This is a genomic window from Leifsonia sp. CL147 (assembly GCF_900114565.1).
Taxonomy (GTDB): Bacteria; Actinomycetota; Actinomycetes; order Actinomycetales; family Microbacteriaceae; genus Leifsonia.
In genome coordinates, this window is the sequence record NZ_FOTM01000006.1 from 130,524 (window position 1) to 147,179 (window position 16,656).

At 70.5% G+C, this 16,656-nt stretch carries 18 protein-coding genes; 12 read left to right on the forward strand and 6 right to left on the reverse strand.

What is annotated here, in order from left to right; all coding sequences use genetic code 11:
* Nucleotides 1–6 precede the first annotated feature (6 nt).
* Entirely contained in the window at nt 7–1,236 is a 1,230-nt protein-coding gene (locus tag BM287_RS07555) for an aldo/keto reductase (RefSeq protein WP_244528013.1), read from the forward strand.
* 305 nt (nt 1,237–1,541) lie between these two features.
* Here the strand turns inward: BM287_RS07555 and BM287_RS07560 are convergent, their stop codons facing one another.
* On the reverse strand, nt 1,542–2,126 hold the full coding sequence (locus BM287_RS07560; protein WP_090037470.1) for a TetR/AcrR family transcriptional regulator: 585 nt from the start codon (nt 2,124–2,126) through the stop codon (nt 1,542–1,544).
* Between the two features lie 182 nt (nt 2,127–2,308).
* On the opposite strand from BM287_RS07560, the gene BM287_RS07565 reads away from it, so the two are divergent.
* Both BM287_RS07565 and BM287_RS07570 read left to right on the forward strand, forming a co-directional pair.
* Nucleotides 2,309–3,676 carry a M16 family metallopeptidase gene (locus tag BM287_RS07565; protein WP_090037467.1) on the forward strand — a complete coding sequence of 456 codons (1,368 nt, stop codon included), beginning with the start codon at nt 2,309–2,311 and terminating at the stop codon, nt 3,674–3,676.
* Nucleotides 3,677–3,714: 38 nt separating this feature from the next.
* The gene (locus BM287_RS07570) at nt 3,715–4,317 is read left to right on the forward strand and encodes a histidine phosphatase family protein (protein WP_090037465.1); all 603 of its coding nucleotides are present in this window, start codon (nt 3,715–3,717) and stop codon (nt 4,315–4,317) included.
* Nucleotides 4,318–4,345: 28 nt separating this feature from the next.
* Here the strand turns inward: BM287_RS07570 and BM287_RS07575 are convergent, their stop codons facing one another.
* Nucleotides 4,346–4,840 (reverse strand): GNAT family N-acetyltransferase, encoded by a 495-nt coding sequence (locus BM287_RS07575; RefSeq protein WP_090037462.1) that lies wholly within the window; start codon nt 4,838–4,840, stop codon nt 4,346–4,348.
* Nucleotides 4,841–4,908: 68 nt separating this feature from the next.
* On the opposite strand from BM287_RS07575, the gene dapB reads away from it, so the two are divergent.
* Both dapB and BM287_RS07585 read left to right on the forward strand, forming a co-directional pair.
* Complete coding sequence (dapB, locus tag BM287_RS07580) at nt 4,909–5,715, forward strand: 4-hydroxy-tetrahydrodipicolinate reductase (protein ID WP_090037459.1); 807 nt, start codon at nt 4,909–4,911, stop codon at nt 5,713–5,715.
* A gap of 115 nt (nt 5,716–5,830) precedes the next feature.
* Entirely contained in the window at nt 5,831–6,295 is a 465-nt protein-coding gene (locus BM287_RS07585) for a hypothetical protein (RefSeq protein WP_090037456.1), read from the forward strand.
* Here the strand turns inward: BM287_RS07585 and BM287_RS07590 are convergent.
* The 4 genes from BM287_RS07590 to BM287_RS07605 all read right to left on the reverse strand — a co-directional run bounded on the left by BM287_RS07590 (nt 6,292) and on the right by BM287_RS07605 (nt 8,725).
* A complete protein-coding gene (locus tag BM287_RS07590; RefSeq protein WP_090037454.1) occupies nt 6,292–7,188 on the reverse strand; it encodes a TIGR01777 family oxidoreductase in 897 nt (298 codons plus the stop codon). The genes BM287_RS07585 and BM287_RS07590 overlap by 4 nt on opposite strands.
* Before the next feature lie 16 nt (nt 7,189–7,204).
* Nucleotides 7,205–7,630 carry an OsmC family peroxiredoxin gene (locus BM287_RS07595; RefSeq protein WP_090037451.1) on the reverse strand — a complete coding sequence of 142 codons (426 nt, stop codon included), beginning with the start codon at nt 7,628–7,630 and terminating at the stop codon, nt 7,205–7,207.
* Between the two features lie 155 nt (nt 7,631–7,785).
* Nucleotides 7,786–8,298, reverse strand: coding sequence for a DUF4395 domain-containing protein (locus BM287_RS07600; protein WP_090037448.1), 513 nt, complete (start codon nt 8,296–8,298; stop codon nt 7,786–7,788).
* Nucleotides 8,285–8,725 (reverse strand): TlpA family protein disulfide reductase, encoded by a 441-nt coding sequence (locus BM287_RS07605; protein ID WP_090037446.1) that lies wholly within the window; start codon nt 8,723–8,725, stop codon nt 8,285–8,287. The genes BM287_RS07600 and BM287_RS07605 overlap by 14 nt, the downstream gene beginning before the upstream one ends.
* Nucleotides 8,726–8,804: 79 nt before the next feature.
* Here BM287_RS07605 and dapA point away from each other — a divergent pair, with 79 nt between their 5' ends.
* From dapA to BM287_RS07640, 7 genes are all read left to right on the forward strand, one after another.
* The gene (gene dapA, locus BM287_RS07610) at nt 8,805–9,782 is read left to right on the forward strand and encodes a 4-hydroxy-tetrahydrodipicolinate synthase (protein ID WP_090037443.1); all 978 of its coding nucleotides are present in this window, start codon (nt 8,805–8,807) and stop codon (nt 9,780–9,782) included.
* Nucleotides 9,783–9,886: 104 nt separating this feature from the next.
* Nucleotides 9,887–11,563 carry a ribonuclease J gene (locus BM287_RS07615; RefSeq protein WP_090037440.1) on the forward strand — a complete coding sequence of 559 codons (1,677 nt, stop codon included), beginning with the start codon at nt 9,887–9,889 and terminating at the stop codon, nt 11,561–11,563.
* A 65-nt stretch (nt 11,564–11,628) separates the two neighbouring features.
* The gene (locus BM287_RS07620) at nt 11,629–12,120 is read left to right on the forward strand and encodes a GNAT family N-acetyltransferase (protein WP_090037437.1); all 492 of its coding nucleotides are present in this window, start codon (nt 11,629–11,631) and stop codon (nt 12,118–12,120) included.
* A 70-nt stretch (nt 12,121–12,190) separates the two neighbouring features.
* Complete coding sequence (locus BM287_RS07625; RefSeq protein ID WP_090037435.1) at nt 12,191–15,016, forward strand: FtsK/SpoIIIE family DNA translocase; 2,826 nt, start codon at nt 12,191–12,193, stop codon at nt 15,014–15,016.
* Nucleotides 15,017–15,025: 9 nt separating this feature from the next.
* Complete coding sequence (gene pgsA, locus BM287_RS07630; protein WP_090037432.1) at nt 15,026–15,649, forward strand: CDP-diacylglycerol--glycerol-3-phosphate 3-phosphatidyltransferase; 624 nt, start codon at nt 15,026–15,028, stop codon at nt 15,647–15,649.
* A 19-nt stretch (nt 15,650–15,668) separates the two neighbouring features.
* Nucleotides 15,669–16,142: a CinA family protein gene (locus BM287_RS07635; RefSeq protein WP_170857473.1), complete on the forward strand. Its 474-nt coding sequence runs from the start codon at nt 15,669–15,671 to the stop codon at nt 16,140–16,142.
* 156 nt (nt 16,143–16,298) lie between these two features.
* The gene (locus BM287_RS07640) at nt 16,299–16,610 is read left to right on the forward strand and encodes a helix-turn-helix domain-containing protein (RefSeq protein WP_090037427.1); all 312 of its coding nucleotides are present in this window, start codon (nt 16,299–16,301) and stop codon (nt 16,608–16,610) included.
* The last annotated feature ends 46 nt before the right edge of the window (nt 16,611–16,656 follow it).

A 16,656-nucleotide genomic window follows, 5' to 3' on the forward strand; every position in this document is an offset into this window, starting at 1 on the left:
GGCGAGATGCCACAGTCGCTTCCCCTGCGCCTGCTCGAGACCGTGGGTCTCCGCGCGGCCGACGCCCGCGCCGCGCGGGCGGCCGAGCGTGCAGCCTCCGCCGCCGGCGATGTGTCCGGCGCGGGCGGATCCGAGGACCGTTCCGCGCGGCCTGACGCGTCGCGGAAGGAGGTGTCGCAGCCGTCGCAGGACGCGCGGTCGCAGGCGTCGCAGCCTGAGGTCTCGCACCGTGACGCCGCGCGCGCCGGCTCGGCCCAGCCTCCGACCGGCGTCGTGGACATCGACCCCGCGATCGAGAGCACCGGACCGCTGTCGATCATTGCCCCGCGCCGGATCGGCGAGAGCGATCTCACCGTCTACCCGCTGTCCCTCGGTGCGAGCGTCTTCGGCTGGACCGCCGACGGCGAGACCTCCCTGGCCATCCTCGACCGGTTCACGGAGCTGGGCGGCGACTTCATCGACACCGCCGACAGCTATGTCGGCGGCCGCAGCGAGGTCCTGATCGGCAGGTGGATGCACGAGCGCGGCAACCGCGACCGTGTCACCGTCGCGACCAAGGTGGGCCGCCACCACGAGAACCGCGGTCTGGGGGCTGTCAGCATCGTGCGCGCCGTGGAGGCGTCGCTGGAGCGTCTGCAGACCGATCACATCGACCTGCTGTACTTCCACGACGACGACCCCGAGACACCCCTCGAGGACAGCCTGGCGACGGCGGAATGGCTGATCGAGAGCGGGAAGGTGCGCTACCTGGGCGCCTCCAACTTCTCCGCGGACCGCCTGATCGAGGCACGCATCCTGGCCTCCTCGGGTCTGCCCAAGTTCGTCGCCATCCAGACCCAGTACAACCTGATGCACCGGACCGAGTTCGAGAGCGCTCCGCGCATCGTCGCCGCGGCGCAGGGCCTCGGAGTGATGCCGTACTACGCCCTCGCCAACGGCTTCCTGACCGGCAAGTACCGGTCGAAGGGCGACCTGACGGCGGGCGCTCGCAGCGTGCGCGCATCGGCCTACGTGAACCGGCGCGGCCAGCGCGTCCTCGCGGCCCTCGACCGCATCGCGGCGGAACACCGCGTCGCACCGGCGACCATTGCGCTCGCCTGGCTGCTCGCCAAGCGCACCGTCGTCGCCCCGGTCGCGAGCGCGAGCCGCCCGGACCAGGTCGGCGCGCTCATGGCCGCGGCCGGCGTCCGCCTGACCCGCGCCCAGATGCTCGAGCTCGACCGCGTCTCGGAGTAGCCGGGCGCGCTCGGCACGCGCGCCTCGCTTGTCGCGCGTACTGCGCGCGCTGCGAGACGCGCGCCTGGCGCACGCCTGCCATGCACGCGCGCCGGCACGCGTGCCGCGCACGCGCGCCTCGCGCACGCTTGCCTTGCGCGCTTGCCACGCGTGCCATGCACGCGTGCCGCGCACGCGCGCCGGGCGCACGGCATCCATCTAGTGGTCCCAACATGCCGTTTCGGCATTCGTATAACGGCGTGTCGGGACCACTCGTTCATCTATGGGTCGCTACGCGCGGCGGCCGCCCGCGGCCGCCAGCCGGCTTACAGCTCGGCGAAGATGCGGGTGAGCGCGCGGTGCAGGGCGGCGCCGGCGGCGATCGGGTCGCCGACGTAGCCGCCCGCGAGCGCACCGTCCCGGGCGAGGATGAGATCGTCCGCCGCGTCGCCGGGCCGGGGGTGTCCCATCCGGCGGAACAGCTCCTCGATGTGGTCCGCATACCAGTCGCGGTGCGCCGTGACGGCGACGCGGACGGGGTCGGTCTCGTCGGAGAACTGGGCGGCCGCGTTGATGAACGGGTCGCCGTGGAAGCCGGGCTGCACTGCTTCCTCGTTGATCGAGTCGACGAGCTCACGGGCGATGTCGCGCGGGTCGGAGTGCTTCGCCTCCTGTTCGGCGAACCACTCGCGCACCTGACGGTCGCGGCCCTCGACATACGCGATGATGAGGAGGTCCTTCGAGCGGTAGTGCTTGTAGAAGGTGGCCTTGGTGACGCGGGCACCCGCGATGATGCGGTCGACGCCGACCGTGTGGATGCCCTCCTGGTAGAAGAGCTCGTCCGCCGTCGCCAGGATCTTGATCTTCGATGGTGCGGGCGGCCGGATGGTCGCTCGGGCACTTACGACCATTTCGCACGACTCCTTTTGACGAGGAGGCGCGAGCCTCCGATAGTGGTTCAGGGGCCACCGGAGTCCGGCGCAGGGGATACCGGACCCGGTGGCTGGTCTCAGTATAGCCATAGACAGAAGACTCTGTCTGTCCTCAATTTCCCAGACAAGGGTTACAAGTGCCCTGGCGTAGGGTGGAGGGGATGAACAGCGCAGTCGACCTTCCGCTCGGTTTGGCCGACCTGACCTTCGCGGCCTCGGGGGATGCGCTGGTCCGTCGCACTGTTCTGCCGAGCGGCGTGCGCATCCTGAGCGAACAGGTCCCGGGGGCGCGCAGCGCCACCCTGGGCTACTGGGTCGCCGTGGGCTCGCGCGACGAGAGCGAGGCGGTGCCGGGCCTCGCCGACCATGCCGGCACGCTGGGATCCACCCACTTCCTCGAGCACCTCCTCTTCAAGGGCACGCGAACGCGTACGGCGCTGGACATCGCGGTATCGTTCGACTCGGTCGGCGGCGAGCATAATGCCATGACTGCCAAGGAATACACCTGTTACTACGCCAAAGTCCAGGATCGCGACCTCGCGATGGCGGTCGAGGTCATCGGCGACATGCTCACGTCGTCGGTGCTCGATCCCGCCGAGTTCGAGAACGAGCGGGGCGTCATCCTCGAAGAGCTCTCCATGGCCGAGGACGACCCGGGCGATGTGGCCAACGAGCGGATGTTCCAGGCCGTGCTCGGCGACCACCCCCTGGGCCGGCCCATCGGCGGGCGCCCGGACACCATCCGCGCCGCCACCCGTGACGGCGTCTGGGCGCATTACCGCGCCAGTTACCGCCCGCAGGACCTGGTCGTCACCGCGGCCGGCGCGGTCGATCACGACCTCCTCGTCGCGGGTGTCGAACGGGCGCTGACCTCCGCCGGCTGGGAGCTGGACCACGCGGCAGCGCCGGTTCCGCGGCGCCCGGCCGTACCGGCGACGATCGAGCGGCGCAGCGCGATCGTCACGGTGGAGCGCCCGACCGAACAGGCCAACGTGTTCGTCGGGATGCCGGGCATCGTCGCCACGGATGAGCGCCGCACGGCGATGAGCGTGCTCAACTCCATCCTCGGCGGCGGGATGTCGAGCCGTTTGTTCCAGGAAGTCCGGGAGCGCCGCGGCCTGGCGTACGCCGTCTACTCGTTCTCCGGCTCGTACTCGGACGCCGGCGTGTTCGGCCTCTACGCCGGATGCGCACCCGCCAAGGCGCGCCAGGTCACCGAGCTGATGCTCGACGAGCTGCGCCGGCTCGCCTCCGACGGCGTGACGGCGGACGAGCTGCGCCGCGCTGTCGGGCAGCTCTCCGGCGGTGCGGCCCTCGCACTGGAGGACTCGGACACGCGCATGTCCCGGCTCGGCCGTGCCGAGATCACCCTCGGCGAGTTCGCCGATCTCGATGAGAGCCTCCGCCGCCTCCACCTCGTCACCGTCGACGATGTGCGCGACCTCGCCGCCGACCTGGCGGGCCGGCCGGTCTCCGTCGCCGCGGTGGGGAGCCTGACCGACGACGTGTTCGCCGGCCTCGCTTCCTGATCGCCTCCTTCCCGCTCCATCCTGAAAGGTCCTTCCTCGTGCCCCACTACCTCTACCTCGTGCGTCACGGCGAGCAGCAGGATGCCCAGCACGGACTGCCGGACGGCCCGCTCTCGCCGCGCGGGAAGCGCCAGGCGCAACTGATCGCAGAGCGGTTGAGCGGCATCCCGTTCACGTCGATGTACCACTCGCCGCTGAATCGGGCGGCCGAGACCGCGGCGATCATGGCCGAGCGGATGCCGGCCCTCGTGCCGCAGCCGTCGAGCCTGCTGTTCGACTGCATCCCGTCGGGGCCGACGCCGGACATGCCGAAGGCGTTCGAGTCGTTCTTCGGCCCGGTGACCGAGGCGGAGATCGAGGCGGGACGGGCGCAGATGGAGGACGCGGTCCACGAGTTCCTGACCCCGGCGCTGGGCGACCGGCATGACCTGCTCGTCACCCACAACTTCGTGATCGGATGGTTCGTCCGGCACGTCTTCGACGCTCCCGACTGGCGCTGGCTGGGTCTGAATCAGGCGAACTGCGGCCTGACCATCATCCGCGTCCGCTCCGCGAAACCGCCGGTCCTCGTCGTCCACAACGATCTCGGGCACCTCCCGGTGGAGCTGCGCACCGGGCTGCCGGAACTCCAGCCCGTCTGAGCCGCCCTGTCCGGGAGGAGGCGCTGGGTCAGGTGAGGGACTTGCGGAACCAGTCGGTGGCGTTGGGGTTGTCGTTGTAGGGCTGGATGGGCTCGTAGCCGTGAGAGCGGTAGAGGGCGCCCGCTGCTTCGAGGCTCGCGTTCGTGTCGAGCACGAGCTCGGTGGCGCCGAAGCCGCGGGCGCGGTGCTCCAGCTCGGCGAGGATCGCGCGCCCGAGGCCGCTCCCGCGCCGCTCCGGCACGACCCACAGATGCTTGACCTCGTAGCGCACCACCGGCGCGGCCTCCTCGGCGTCCGACAGCGGGACGGGGAGCTCACGGATGCCACCGCAGCCGGCCGCGGCGCCGTCGTCGTAGGCGAGCAGGAAGACGCCGTCGGGTGCGACGAACTGGCCCGGATCGGGGAACGTCGTCCGGTACGCGCCCTGGGCGGCGGGAAAACTCCCGGCGCGTTCCGCGAAATAGTCGGAGAGCATCCGGTGGGCGGTCGCGTCGGTGACGGCGACGTCTGCGAAGGAGACCATCGACCCAGGGTATCCCCGCGGGCGCCGGACCAGCAGGAGGCTGTCGAGCGCGCAGGTAGGCTGGGCGGGTGAGCATTCGCGTGGCCGTCGCCGGAGCGACCGGAAAACTGGGAAGCGTGGCGGTGCGCCTCATCGAGCAGGCCGACGACCTCGAGCTGGTCGCGCAGCTGGGCTCGCGCTCGCCGCTCGAGGACATGCTCGGCGCCGATGTCCTGGTGGATATGACCCTCCCGCAGGTCAGCCCGGCCATCGTCGCGTTCGCGGTCGATCACGGCCTGAACGTGCTCGTGGGGACCTCCGGCTGGTCGGCCGACCGCATCCTCGACCTGGAGCGACGCGTGGCGCAATACGAGGGCCAGGGCGCTGTCGTCATCCCGAACTTCTCCCTCGGCTCGGCGCTCGGCACCGCCTTCGCGACCGCCGCCGCCCGCTTCTTCGACTCGATCGAGATCGTGGAGGCGCACGGCGCCGGAAAGATCGACTCGCCGTCGGGGACCGCCGTCCGCACTGCCGAGTTGATCGCCGCCGCGCGCGCCCGGAAGGGACCGGTGGAGGCGCCGCACTCCGACCAGCGCGCCCGCGGGCAGCAGGTGGCGAGCGTGCCCATCCACAGCCTCCGGATGCGCGGGGTCATCGCTCAGCAGCAGGTGATCTTCGGCGGTGCCGGGGAGCAGCTGACCATCCGGCACGACACGGTCGGGGCGGAGGCGTACGAAGCGGGGATCCTCGTGGCGGTGCGTGCGGCGGCCTCGGCCACGGGGGTGACCGTCGGGCTCGACAAGCTGATCGATCTCGGCATCCCCGAGCCGAGCGGTGAGCCGCCGCGCCCGGTCGTGCGCGACGCGGGTCACGACGGTACCGAGCTGGTCCCGTGATGCCCGTGATGCCCGTGATGCCCATGATGGCAGCGGCAGTGAGGGCAGTGGACGCCGTGATGCCCGTGACTCCCGCCGCGCTGTCGCCTCGTCCGACGACAGGCGGGCGGCCGCGATGAGGGGCAGGCTCACCGCCATCCTCATGGCGCTCGTCCTGCTGGTGTACCTGGTGCTGGTCACGCAGCGGGCAGTGCTCCTGATCGCGTCGGGCCAGGCCGTGGGCATCGCCATGGGCGTGGCGCTGATCGTGCTGCCGATCATCGGCGCCTGGGCGATCGCACGGGAACTGCTCTTCGGGGTGCACACCGAACGTCTCGTGCGCCGCCTGGACGCGGAGGGCGGGCTTCCCGTCGAAGACCTCCCCACCCGGGCGAGCGGCCGTCCGCTGCGCGACGCCGCGGACGAGCAGTTCCCGCAGTACCAGGCCGAGGTCGAGGCCGAGCCCGAGAGCTGGCGTGCCTGGTTCCGGCTGGGGCTCGCGTATGACGCGTCGGGGGACCGCCGCCGGGCGCGCGACGCCCTCCGCCGGGCGATCCGGCTGGAACGGGTCGAGGCGAAGGGCGAACTGCCCGCGCGTTAGACGGCCCGCGCCTCCATCAGCCTGTCCATCGCATCCTCGATCGTGGTGTCGCGGAACACGAACCCGTCGTCGAGCAGCGCCCGCGGGACGACCAGCTGGTCGGCGAGCAGCAGCTCGCGCCCGGCATCCCGCAGAGCGAGCTCGATCGCGAAGCGGGGGAGCGGAACCAGATACGGTCGCCGCACGGCCCGCGCGAGCGCCCGGACGACCTCGCCGGCGGTGGCGGGCGTGGGACCCGCGATGTTGACCGGTCCCTCGAGCTGCGACGTGAGCAGGTGCACGAGGGCGGCGGCCTCATCGTGGATGCTCACCCACGGCCAGTGCTGACGACCTCCTCCGATGGGGCCGGCGAGGCCCGCCTTCGCGAGCGGGAGGAGCGGCGCGAGGGCCCCACCCCGGCCGATGACGACGCCCGTGCGCGCGAGGACCACCCGCGTCGAGGCGGGGGCGAGGCGGGCGGCCGCCTCCCACGCCTGCACGACCTCGGTGAGGAACCCGCGTCCCGGCTGAGACGACTCCGTCAGTTCCTGCCCCGGGCGGTCGCCGTAGAAACCCACGGCCGACGCATTCACGAGGACAGCCGGCGCATTCGCTGCCCGGCGCATCGCCTCCGTCAGCGTCCCGGTCGCCTCCAGACGCGACGACAGGATGCGGCGCTTGGTCGCCCGTGTCCAGGGCAGCCGCTGCAGCGACGCACCCGCCAGATCGACGACGGCATCCGCCCACTCGAACACCTCGCCGTCGACCACGCGCTTCTCCGGCGCCCAGCGGAACTCGTCCGCGTCGGCCGGCTCGCGCCTCACCAGCCGGCGCGTCTCGTGACCGGCGGCTGCGAGCTGAGCGCGCAGTTCACCGCCGATGAAGCCGGAGGAACCGGCCAGCAGTACCCGCATCGGAAGCCCGCCGCGGTCAGGCGAGCGTGGCTTCCAGCGTGATCGGGATGCCGACCAGCGCTCGCGACACCGGGCACGTGGTCTTGGCCTCCTCGGCGAGTCGCTGGAAGTCCTCCTCCGACAGCCCGGGGACGGTCGCGTTGACGCGCAGACGGCTCCCGGTGATGCCCTGGGCCGGGTCGAAGGTCACGGCGGCGGTCGTCTGGATGCTGTCCGGCGTCGTCCCGAACTGCGTGAGGACGTTCGAGAACGCCATCGAGAAGCAGGCGGCGTGCGCCGCACCCAGGAGCTCCTCCGGGGTGGTGACCTCGGCGCCGCCTTCGGAGCGCGCCTTCCAGTTCACCGTCAGGTCGGCCGCGCGGGACGAGTCGAGCGTCACCCTGCCGGATCCGCTCTTCAGGTCGCCGCTCCAGACGGTGGTGGATTCGCTGGTCACTGCCATGAAGGCCTCCTCGAGACGTGCCGCCGCCGGATGCGGACGGGCGTGATCCACCCTAGTGAGGGGGTCCGACAGCGGCGACGGCGCTCGGCGGATTCTCGGCTGATGCCCCAATAGCGAGGATCAGCATTCCGGCCCCGGTGTCGTGGCTGCCGCGTTCAGGCGGCCGCGCCGCGCCGGATCAGGCGAGCACGCACGAGAAGCAGGTAGAGCTGGCAGCCGATGCAGTATCCGAACACCGAGTTGAGGAACGCGGCGACGAAGGCCAGCCCCGCTGCCACGGGCACGGCGAACGGGACGCCGACGAGCGCGAGCAGCAGCCCGAGCGCCGTCACGACGAGCCCGACCGCCTGCGCGAAGGTCGGCGGCGCCGGGTCCTCCAGCTCGGTCGGCGGCGAGAGGCGCGGCCGCACCAGCCGACGGTAGAGCACGCCGTAGGGATGCCGCCGGACGCCCGCGAAGGCGCCCCAGGCGAAGAGGAGCGCGATGACCAGCAGGAGCGCGGACGCCGCGGTCGCCGCGCCGACGAGCGCGAGGAACAGGTCGATCAGGAGGAGCACCGCGGTGATTCCCGCTCCGAAACGGGGCGACCGCGGGTCGATGCCCCGGGGGGCGCCACCGCCGGTGCCGGGGTTCGCCGTGGGTTGGGACTTCGGGTCAGGCTGAGACATGGTCGCTCCCGAGGATTCGGTCGAGGGTGGCCCGGACATCGTCCGGTCGTGCGGCCCCGCCGATGCGCGCACGCACCGCGCCGGCGGCGTCGAGAACGAGCGTCGTCGGTGTCTGCAGCACGCCGAAGCGGCTGGCGAGGTCCGGTCGGTGGGTGAGGTCGACATCCACATGGCGGACGCCGTCGACGTCGTCCGCAGCGGCGCCGAGCACGCGCGCCGTGGACCGGCACGGCGCGCAGAACTCCGTGGAGAACTGCAGGAGAGTGGCACGATCGCCGAGCGCCTCCGCGCCGACTTCCGCTGCGTGCACCACCTGGCCGGCGCGGGTGGTCCTGGCGCGGCCCGTGGTCGCGCGCCAGACGAGCCCGGCCGCCGTCGCGGCGGCGACGAGCGCCAGCAGGACACCGAGCGCGAGCAATCCGTTCACAGGAGGGGACGTTACGCCGGGGTTCTCCACAGTGCAGAGATTGTGACCTCTCGTGACATGGACCCGATACCCTGGTGCCATGGCTGCTTCCCCGAACCCCTTCGGCCAGGTCCTCGTCGCCCTGGTCACTCCTTTCACCGCCGATGGCGAAGTGGACTGGGCCGCGGTCGAAAAGCACATCGACGACGTCATCCAGGCCGGAGCCGACGGAATCGTCGTCACCGGCACGACGGGGGAGACCTCCACCCTCACCGACCACGAGAAGCTGCGGCTGGTCGAGGTCGGCAAGGCGGTCGCCGGCGAGCGCGCCAAGATCATCACGGGCGGCGGTTCGAACGAGACGGCGCACGCCATCCAGCTCTACCAGCAGAGCCAGAAGGCGGGTGCGGACGGCGTCATGGTCGTCACCCCGTATTACAACAAGCCGACCCAGGCGGGCATCCTGACCCATTTCCGGATGATCGCGGACTCGACCGACCTTCCGGTGATCCTCTACGACATCCCCGGCCGCACGGGCGTGCCCATCAAGTACGAGACCATCCTGCGCATCGCCAAGCACCCGAACGTGCTCGCGATCAAGGATGCGAAGGGCGACTTCAGCGAGGTCAGCCGCGTCCTGAACCAGACCGACCTCATGTACTTCTGCGGCGACGACGCGAACGTCCTGCCCCATCTCTCCATCGGTGCGAGCGGTCTCATCGGCGTGACGGCCAACATCGCGGCGACACCGTACCGGCAGATGGTCGATGCGGTGAACGCCGGCGACCTGGCCACCGCCACCGCCGCCCACCGCAAGCTCGAACCGCTGGTGCGTGCCGTCATGACGCATGTGCCCGGTACAGTGGCCACGAAGTACATCCTCCACGGACTCGGCCGCATCTCCAGCCCGCGCGTGCGCCTGCCGCTCGTCGGGCCGGAGGAGTGGGAGGCCGCGCAGATCGAGGACGAGCTCGACCTCGTGAAGGACATCCCCGGAGTCGACTTCTCCAACTTCCGCCCCGACCGCAACGCGGCCGCCGGCGGGGCGCTCCCGAAGATCGCCGGGACCACGCGCTGACGGTCGCCCAGGCGGCCGACGAGCGCTGACACAGAACTCTGCCGCGGGTGCGTGAAGCCCCGCACCCCACACAGGCACACCGAACACAGAAATCAGGAGGGCCCATGCCCAACCCCGTCGCCGCGCCTCCGGCGCTCGCCCCAGGAACACTCCGCGTCATCCCGACCGGGGGTCTCGGCGAGATCGGCCGCAACATGACCGTCTTCGAGTACGAGGGGAAGCTCCTCATCGTCGACTGCGGCGTGCTCTTCCCCGAGCAGGACCAGCCGGGCGTCGACCTGATCCTGCCCGATTTCGCACCGGTGCGCGACCGGCTGGACGACGTCGTCGGCGTCGTCCTGACCCACGGGCACGAGGATCACATCGGCGCGGTGCCGTATCTCCTCAAGCTCCGTCGCGACATCCCGCTCATCGGATCGGGTCTGACGCTGGCGCTCGTGGAGGCCAAGCTCAAGGAGCACCGCATCCAGCCGTATTCCCTCACGGTGAAGGAGGGACAGGTCGAGCAGCTGGGTCCGTTCTCGCTCGAGTTCGTCGCCGTCAACCACTCGATCCCCGATGCGCTCGCGGTCGCGATCACCACGCCGGCCGGCGTGGTGCTGCACACCGGCGACTTCAAGATGGACCAGCTGCCGCTGGATGACCGGATCACCGATCTCCGCGCCTTCGCGCGCCTCGGCGAGAAGGGCGTCGACCTCTTCCTGGCCGACTCCACCAACGCCGACGTCCCCGGGTTCACCCCGCTGGAGCGGTCCATCGGCCCCGTGCTCGACGCCGTGATCGCGCGGGCGCCGCGGCGGGTCATCGTGGCGAGCTTCTCCAGCCACGTCCACCGCGTCCAGCAGGTGCTCGACGCCGCCGCCTCGAACGGCCGGCGCGTCGCGCTGCTCGGCCGCTCGATGGTCCGGAACATGACGATCGCCGCCGAGCTCGGCTACCTGAAGGTGCCGGAAGGCGTGCTCATCGACTACAAGAAGGCGGCCGACCTGCCCGACGACGAGATCGTCTACATGTCGACCGGCTCGCAGGGCGAGCCGATGGCGGTGCTCGCGCGCATGGCGAACCTCGACCACCAGATCGAGGTCGGGCAGGGCGACACCGTAATCCTCGCCTCGAGTCTCATCCCGGGCAACGAGAACGCGGTCTACCGGGTCATCGACGGGCTCACGAAGCTCGGCGCGAACGTCGTCCACAAGGGCAACGCGAAGGTGCATGTCTCCGGCCACGCCGCCGCCGGCGAACTGCTCTACTGCTACAACATCCTGAAGCCGAAGAACGTGATGCCGGTGCACGGCGAGTACCGCCACCTGGTCGCCAACGCGCGCCTGGCGATGGACACGGGCGTACCGGAGGAGAACACGATCCTCGCCGAGGACGGCTCGGTCATCGACCTGCGCGACGGCGTCGCCCGCGTCGTCGGTCAGCTCGACCTCGGCTTCGTGTACGTCGACGGCGCCAGCGTCGGCGAGATCACGGACGCCGATCTGAAGGACCGCCGCATCCTCGGCGAGGAGGGCTTCATCTCGATCATCGTGGTGGTGGAGGCGGCGACCGGCCGCATCGTCACCGGGCCCGAGGTGCACGCCCGGGGCTTCGCCGAGGACGACGCAGTGTTCGACGACGTCAAGCCGAAGATCGCCGCGGCGCTGTCCGAGGCCGCTCACAACGGCGTCCGTGACTCGCACGCCCTCTCGCAGGTGGTGCGGCGCACCGTCGGCCGCTGGGTGAACACGAGCTACCGGCGCCGGCCGATGATCGTCCCGCTCGTCATCGAGGCGTAGGCGGCTCCGCCGTGGCGACAGGGATCGTTACACCGCGGAAACGCGGCGGCCGGTAGCGTTCCTGCATGAGCGCGTTCCGCATCCGTCCCGCCACCGGCGAGGATTCCCGCGTGCTCGCGGACATGCTCGTGGAGGCGGTCAACGGGAACGCGGAGAGGGCGCGCTCCCGGGTGAACGTCCTGGAAGACCCCTCCTTCGTGCGCTACATCGCGGGCTGGAAGCGGCCGGGCGATTTCGGCTGTGTCGCCGAGGATGCCAACGGTGTGGCGGTCGGTGCATGCTGGGCGCGCCTGTTCCCGGCCGACGACCCGGGGTCCGGGTTCGTCGCGGTCGGCGTGCCCGAGCTCACCCTCGGCGTCTACCGGCAGTGGCGGGCACAGGGCGCCGGGCGCGCGTTGCTGCGTGAGCTCGCCCTCGCCGCCTCCGCGCACGGGTACGCACGGCTCAGCCTCAGCGTCGAGCGGACGAACTTCGCGCAGCGCCTCTACACGAGCGAGGGTTACGTCGCCGTCGCATCCGGCGCGAACGCCGACACGATGGTGCGCACCGTCCGCTGACGGAGCGGATTTTCCACAATCCAGGCGCGGGAACCCCGGGATGACGGGGGTACGCCGTAGCGTGGACTCCATGGCCACGAGCACCAAGTCGAATTCCCGCGCCCGGAACTCCGGTCGCGGCGGGTCGACCGCGCGCAAGCCGGCAGCGAAGACCGCCCAGCAGAAGACGGTCGCCTACCCGGCAGCCGACGCGGGGTCGAGTCCTCTCCTCCGCGCGTGGATGGGCCTGGCGCACCTCACGGGCGCCGCCTTCCGCGCGCTCGGGCCCGAGAAGCTCAGCAAAGAGGAGCGGCGCGACGGCTTCCCCTTCTTCCTCGTCCTGCTCGCCATCGCCGGCGCCGTCGTGGAGTGGTTCCTGATCAACGACCAGGTCGCCCGCATGCTCGACGCGTGGACCTTCGGCGGCCTGTTCGGCCGCGTCGCCTTCGCCCTGCCCGTCGTGATGGTGCTGTTCGCCGCCTGGCTGTTCCGGCATCCCAGTTCCGTCGACGACAACACGAGGATCGGGATCGGCCTCAGCATCCTGCTCCTCATGGTGTCCGGCCTCTGCCACCTGTTCAGCCCGCATCCCTCGCCCAGCGACGGTATGGCGGCGCTGGCTCAGGCGGGCGGCGTGCTCGGCTGGCTGGTCTCGGCGCCGCTCTCCCTGGTGATCACGCCGTACGGCGCGGGCGCCGTCGTCATCCTGCTGCTCATCCTGAGCCTGTTCATCATCACCAAGACGCCGCCGAACAAGCTGCCGGCGCGCATCCGCGAGTTGTACGCCTACCTGTTCGGGGCCCAGCTCCCGACGGAGGACGAGCGCCAGGAGGCGAAGAGCGGCAAAGAGGCGCGCACCAAGCAGGTCGAGCTCGACGGTGTGGACGACGAGCCGGAACCGGAGGGCAACCTCCCGTGGTGGCGGCGCAACAAGTCGCAGCGCGAGGAGGACCCCGAGTACGACGCGGAGCCGGTGGACGGACTCACGGAGGTCTTCGGGAAGGGCGAGCGCGGGAAGGGCGAGTTTGCGACGGCCCTCGAGCCCGACCCGACGAGCGATCATTACAACACCGAGGTGCTGAGCGAGCTCGCGCACGCCGAGGACGCGCTGCAGCGGTTCACGGGAGAGCAGCCGCCCACCGCCGTGGCGCCGCTTCCTGGTGCTGCCGGCCTTGCCGGTGCTGCCGGCCTCCCCGGCGCTGCCGCGGTGCTTCCGGGTTTCCAGGCGGGCGCCGAGGACTTCGACGAGGACGCCGCACCGCCGGCTCTGCCGCAGCCGACGGCCCCCTACAACCTGCCATCGGCGTCCATGCTCTCGGCCGGGACGCCCGCCAAGACGCGCTCGGGCGCGAACGACGAGATCGTCGCGGCCATCACCGAGGTGCTGACGCAGTTCGGGGTGGATGCGAAGGTCACCGGCTACTCCCGCGGCCCGACCGTCACGCAGTACGAGATCGAGCTCGGCCCGGGCGTCAAGGTCGAGCGCGTCACCGCCCTCAGCAAGAACCTCTCGTACGCCGTGGCGAGCAACGAGGTGCGCATCCTGTCGCCCATCCCGGGCAAGAGCGCGATCGGCGTGGAGATCCCCAACAGCGACCGCGAGATCGTGTCGCTCGGCGATGTCCTGCGCTCGCCGGCCGCGACCAAGAGCGTCCACCCGATGACGATCGGCGTCGGCAAGGACGTCGGCGGCGGCTACGTGGTGGCGAACCTGGCGAAGATGCCGCACCTCCTGGTCGCCGGCTCCACCGGCTCCGGAAAGTCCAGCTTCGTCAACTCGATGATCACGAGCCTCCTGATGCGTGCAAAGCCGTCCGAGGTGCGGATGGTGCTCATCGACCCCAAGCGCGTCGAGCTGACGATCTACGGCGGCGTCCCGCACCTCATCACCCCCATCATCACGAACCCGAAGAAGGCGGCGGAAGCGCTGCAGTGGGTCGTGAAGGAGATGGACATGCGGTACGACGACCTGGCGAGCTTCGGCTTCCGTCACATCGACGACTTCAACCGCGCCGTGGTCGACAACGAGATCGTGCTGCCGGCGGGAAGCGAGCGGAAGCTCAAGCCGTACCCCTACCTCCTCGTGGTCGTCGATGAGCTCGCCGACCTGATGATGGTCGCTCCGCGCGATGTGGAGGACTCGATCGTCCGCATCACCCAGCTCGCGCGTGCCTCCGGCATCCACCTGGTCCTCGCGACGCAGCGGCCGTCGGTCGACGTCGTCACCGGCCTCATCAAGGCGAACGTGCCGTCCCGCCTCGCGTTCGCGGTCACCAGCGTCACCGACTCGCGCGTCATCCTCGACCAGCCGGGTGCGGACAAGCTGATCGGGCAGGGCGACGGGCTCTTCCTGCCGATGGGCGCGTCCAAGGCGATCCGCGTGCAGGGCGCATGGGTCAACGAGGCCGAGATCCAGAAGGTGGTCGAGCACGTCACGCGGCAGGCGCGGCCGGAGTACCGGCAGGATGTCACGGTCGGTGCGGAGCGCAAGCAGATCGACTCCGACATCGGCGACGACCTCGAGCTTCTGCTCGCGGCGGCCGAGCTGGTCGTGTCCTCGCAGTTCGGTTCCACGTCGATGCTGCAGCGCAAGCTGCGGGTGGGCTTCGCCAAGGCCGGCCGCCTCATGGACCTGCTGGAGTCGCGCGAGATCGTCGGGCCGTCCGAGGGATCGAAGGCCCGCGACGTGCTGGTCACTGCCGAGCAGCTCCCGCAGGTCATCGCCCGGCTGCGAGGCGAGGAGCCGCCCGGTGGTGCGCCCCAGGCGGCGTCGCCCGTGCCGCGTCCGGTCGAGCCGGTACCCGCGGCCGAGGAGGACCGGTACGGCGTCGACCCCGTCGCCGAGATGACCGCGGGTTATCCTGAGGTCGACGGCGACTCGGACGACGACGCCTGGCAGTTGACCGGCAGAGAGTAGAAGACCGCGATGTCGGTGCCCGACACGCCTCCGCCCGCTGCGGCGGACGGCGGAGCAGACCGCGTGAGCAACTGGAACCTGCCCAACGCGATCACGATCGTGCGCATCCTGCTCGCTCCGCTGTTCTTCTGGATGCTGCTCGCCGACGCCGGCCACGACGGGTGGCTGCGCTGGGCCGCGACCGTGCTGTTCATCCTGGCGATCGCGACGGACGGTGTGGATGGGGCGCTCGCCCGCCGCAACGGAACGGTCACCGATCTCGGCAAGCTCCTCGACCCGATCGCCGACAAGGTGCTGACCGGGGGTGCGCTCATCGCGCTCTCGCTGCTCGGCGAGCTGCCGTGGTGGGTCACGGTCGTCATCCTCGTGCGCGAGGTCGGCATCACCGTCTACCGCTTCGTCGTCATCCGCCAGGGCGTCATCGCAGCATCGCGCGGAGGCAAGATCAAGACCATCGTCCAGTCCGTCGCCATCTCGCTGGCGCTCGCGCCGCTCTGGACGATCCTGGGGGACTGGGTCTTCTGGGTGAACGGCATCGTCATGACGGCGGCCGTCGTCCTGACGGTGTGGACGGGCATCGACTACCTCTGGCAGGCCTGGAAGGGGCGGAGGGCGAAGCGTGCCGTCGGCTGAGCGGGACGGCACGGTCCGGGTGGTCCGCGCGCTGATCGACCGAGGCCTCACCATCGCTGTCGCCGAGTCCTTGACCGGAGGGATGCTGACCGCTGAGCTGACGAGCGTGCCCGGCGCGTCCGCTGTCGTGCTCGGGGGAGCCGTCGTCTACGCCACCGAGCTCAAGCACTCGCTCCTCGGCGTGGATGCCGCGCTGCTCGCCGCCGAAGGGCCCGTGCATCCCAAGGTCGCGCGCCAGCTCGCAGCCGGCGTGCGGGAGCGGCTCGCGGTGGATGGGCGTCCGGCGGATCTCGGCGTCGCCACGACCGGGGTCGCCGGGCCGGACCCGCAAGGCGGCCAGCCGGTGGGCACCGTCTACCTCGGGATCGCAACGGCGGCGGGGGCGCGTTCGATCGCGCTGAGCCTGTCCGGGAACCGTGAAGAGATCCGCCGCCGGACGGTCGCCGAGGCCGTCGGGGCGCTGGCCTCCGAGCTTGGCATAACGATTGTATAAATAGCCGTATTACCGCGGGAATACGGGGCGTTTCCGGCTCGTTACACCTGCTGCATTCACAAGAAAAGCCCAGTAGCCCTCGATATCGTGGAACAGAGGATGCGGTACATTCGTATCCCATCGATACGTCGGCAGGGTAAGAGAGGGAGGCTCCGAATGATTCTTGTACGTCAGGAAATCGGCGACGTGCTCAGGGACTTCCGCCTGCAAAAGGGTCGCACGCTCCGCCAGGTCGCCAGTAAGGCGAGCGTCGCGCTGGGCTATCTCAGCGAGGTCGAGCGCGGTCAGAAGGAGGCGTCGAGTGAGATCCTCGCCTCGGTGGCCGACGCGCTGGAGACCCCGGTCTCCGTCATCATGCGCGAGGTCGGTGATCGGATCGCCGTCCTCGAGGGTCTCGAGCCGGTGATTCCGGATACCGTTCCGGACGAGTTCGTCACCGCGATGGGCTCGGATCTGGTCGCGCGCTGATCAGAACGCCTGGGAGGACGCCCCGCGACTGCGGGGCGTCCTTCGT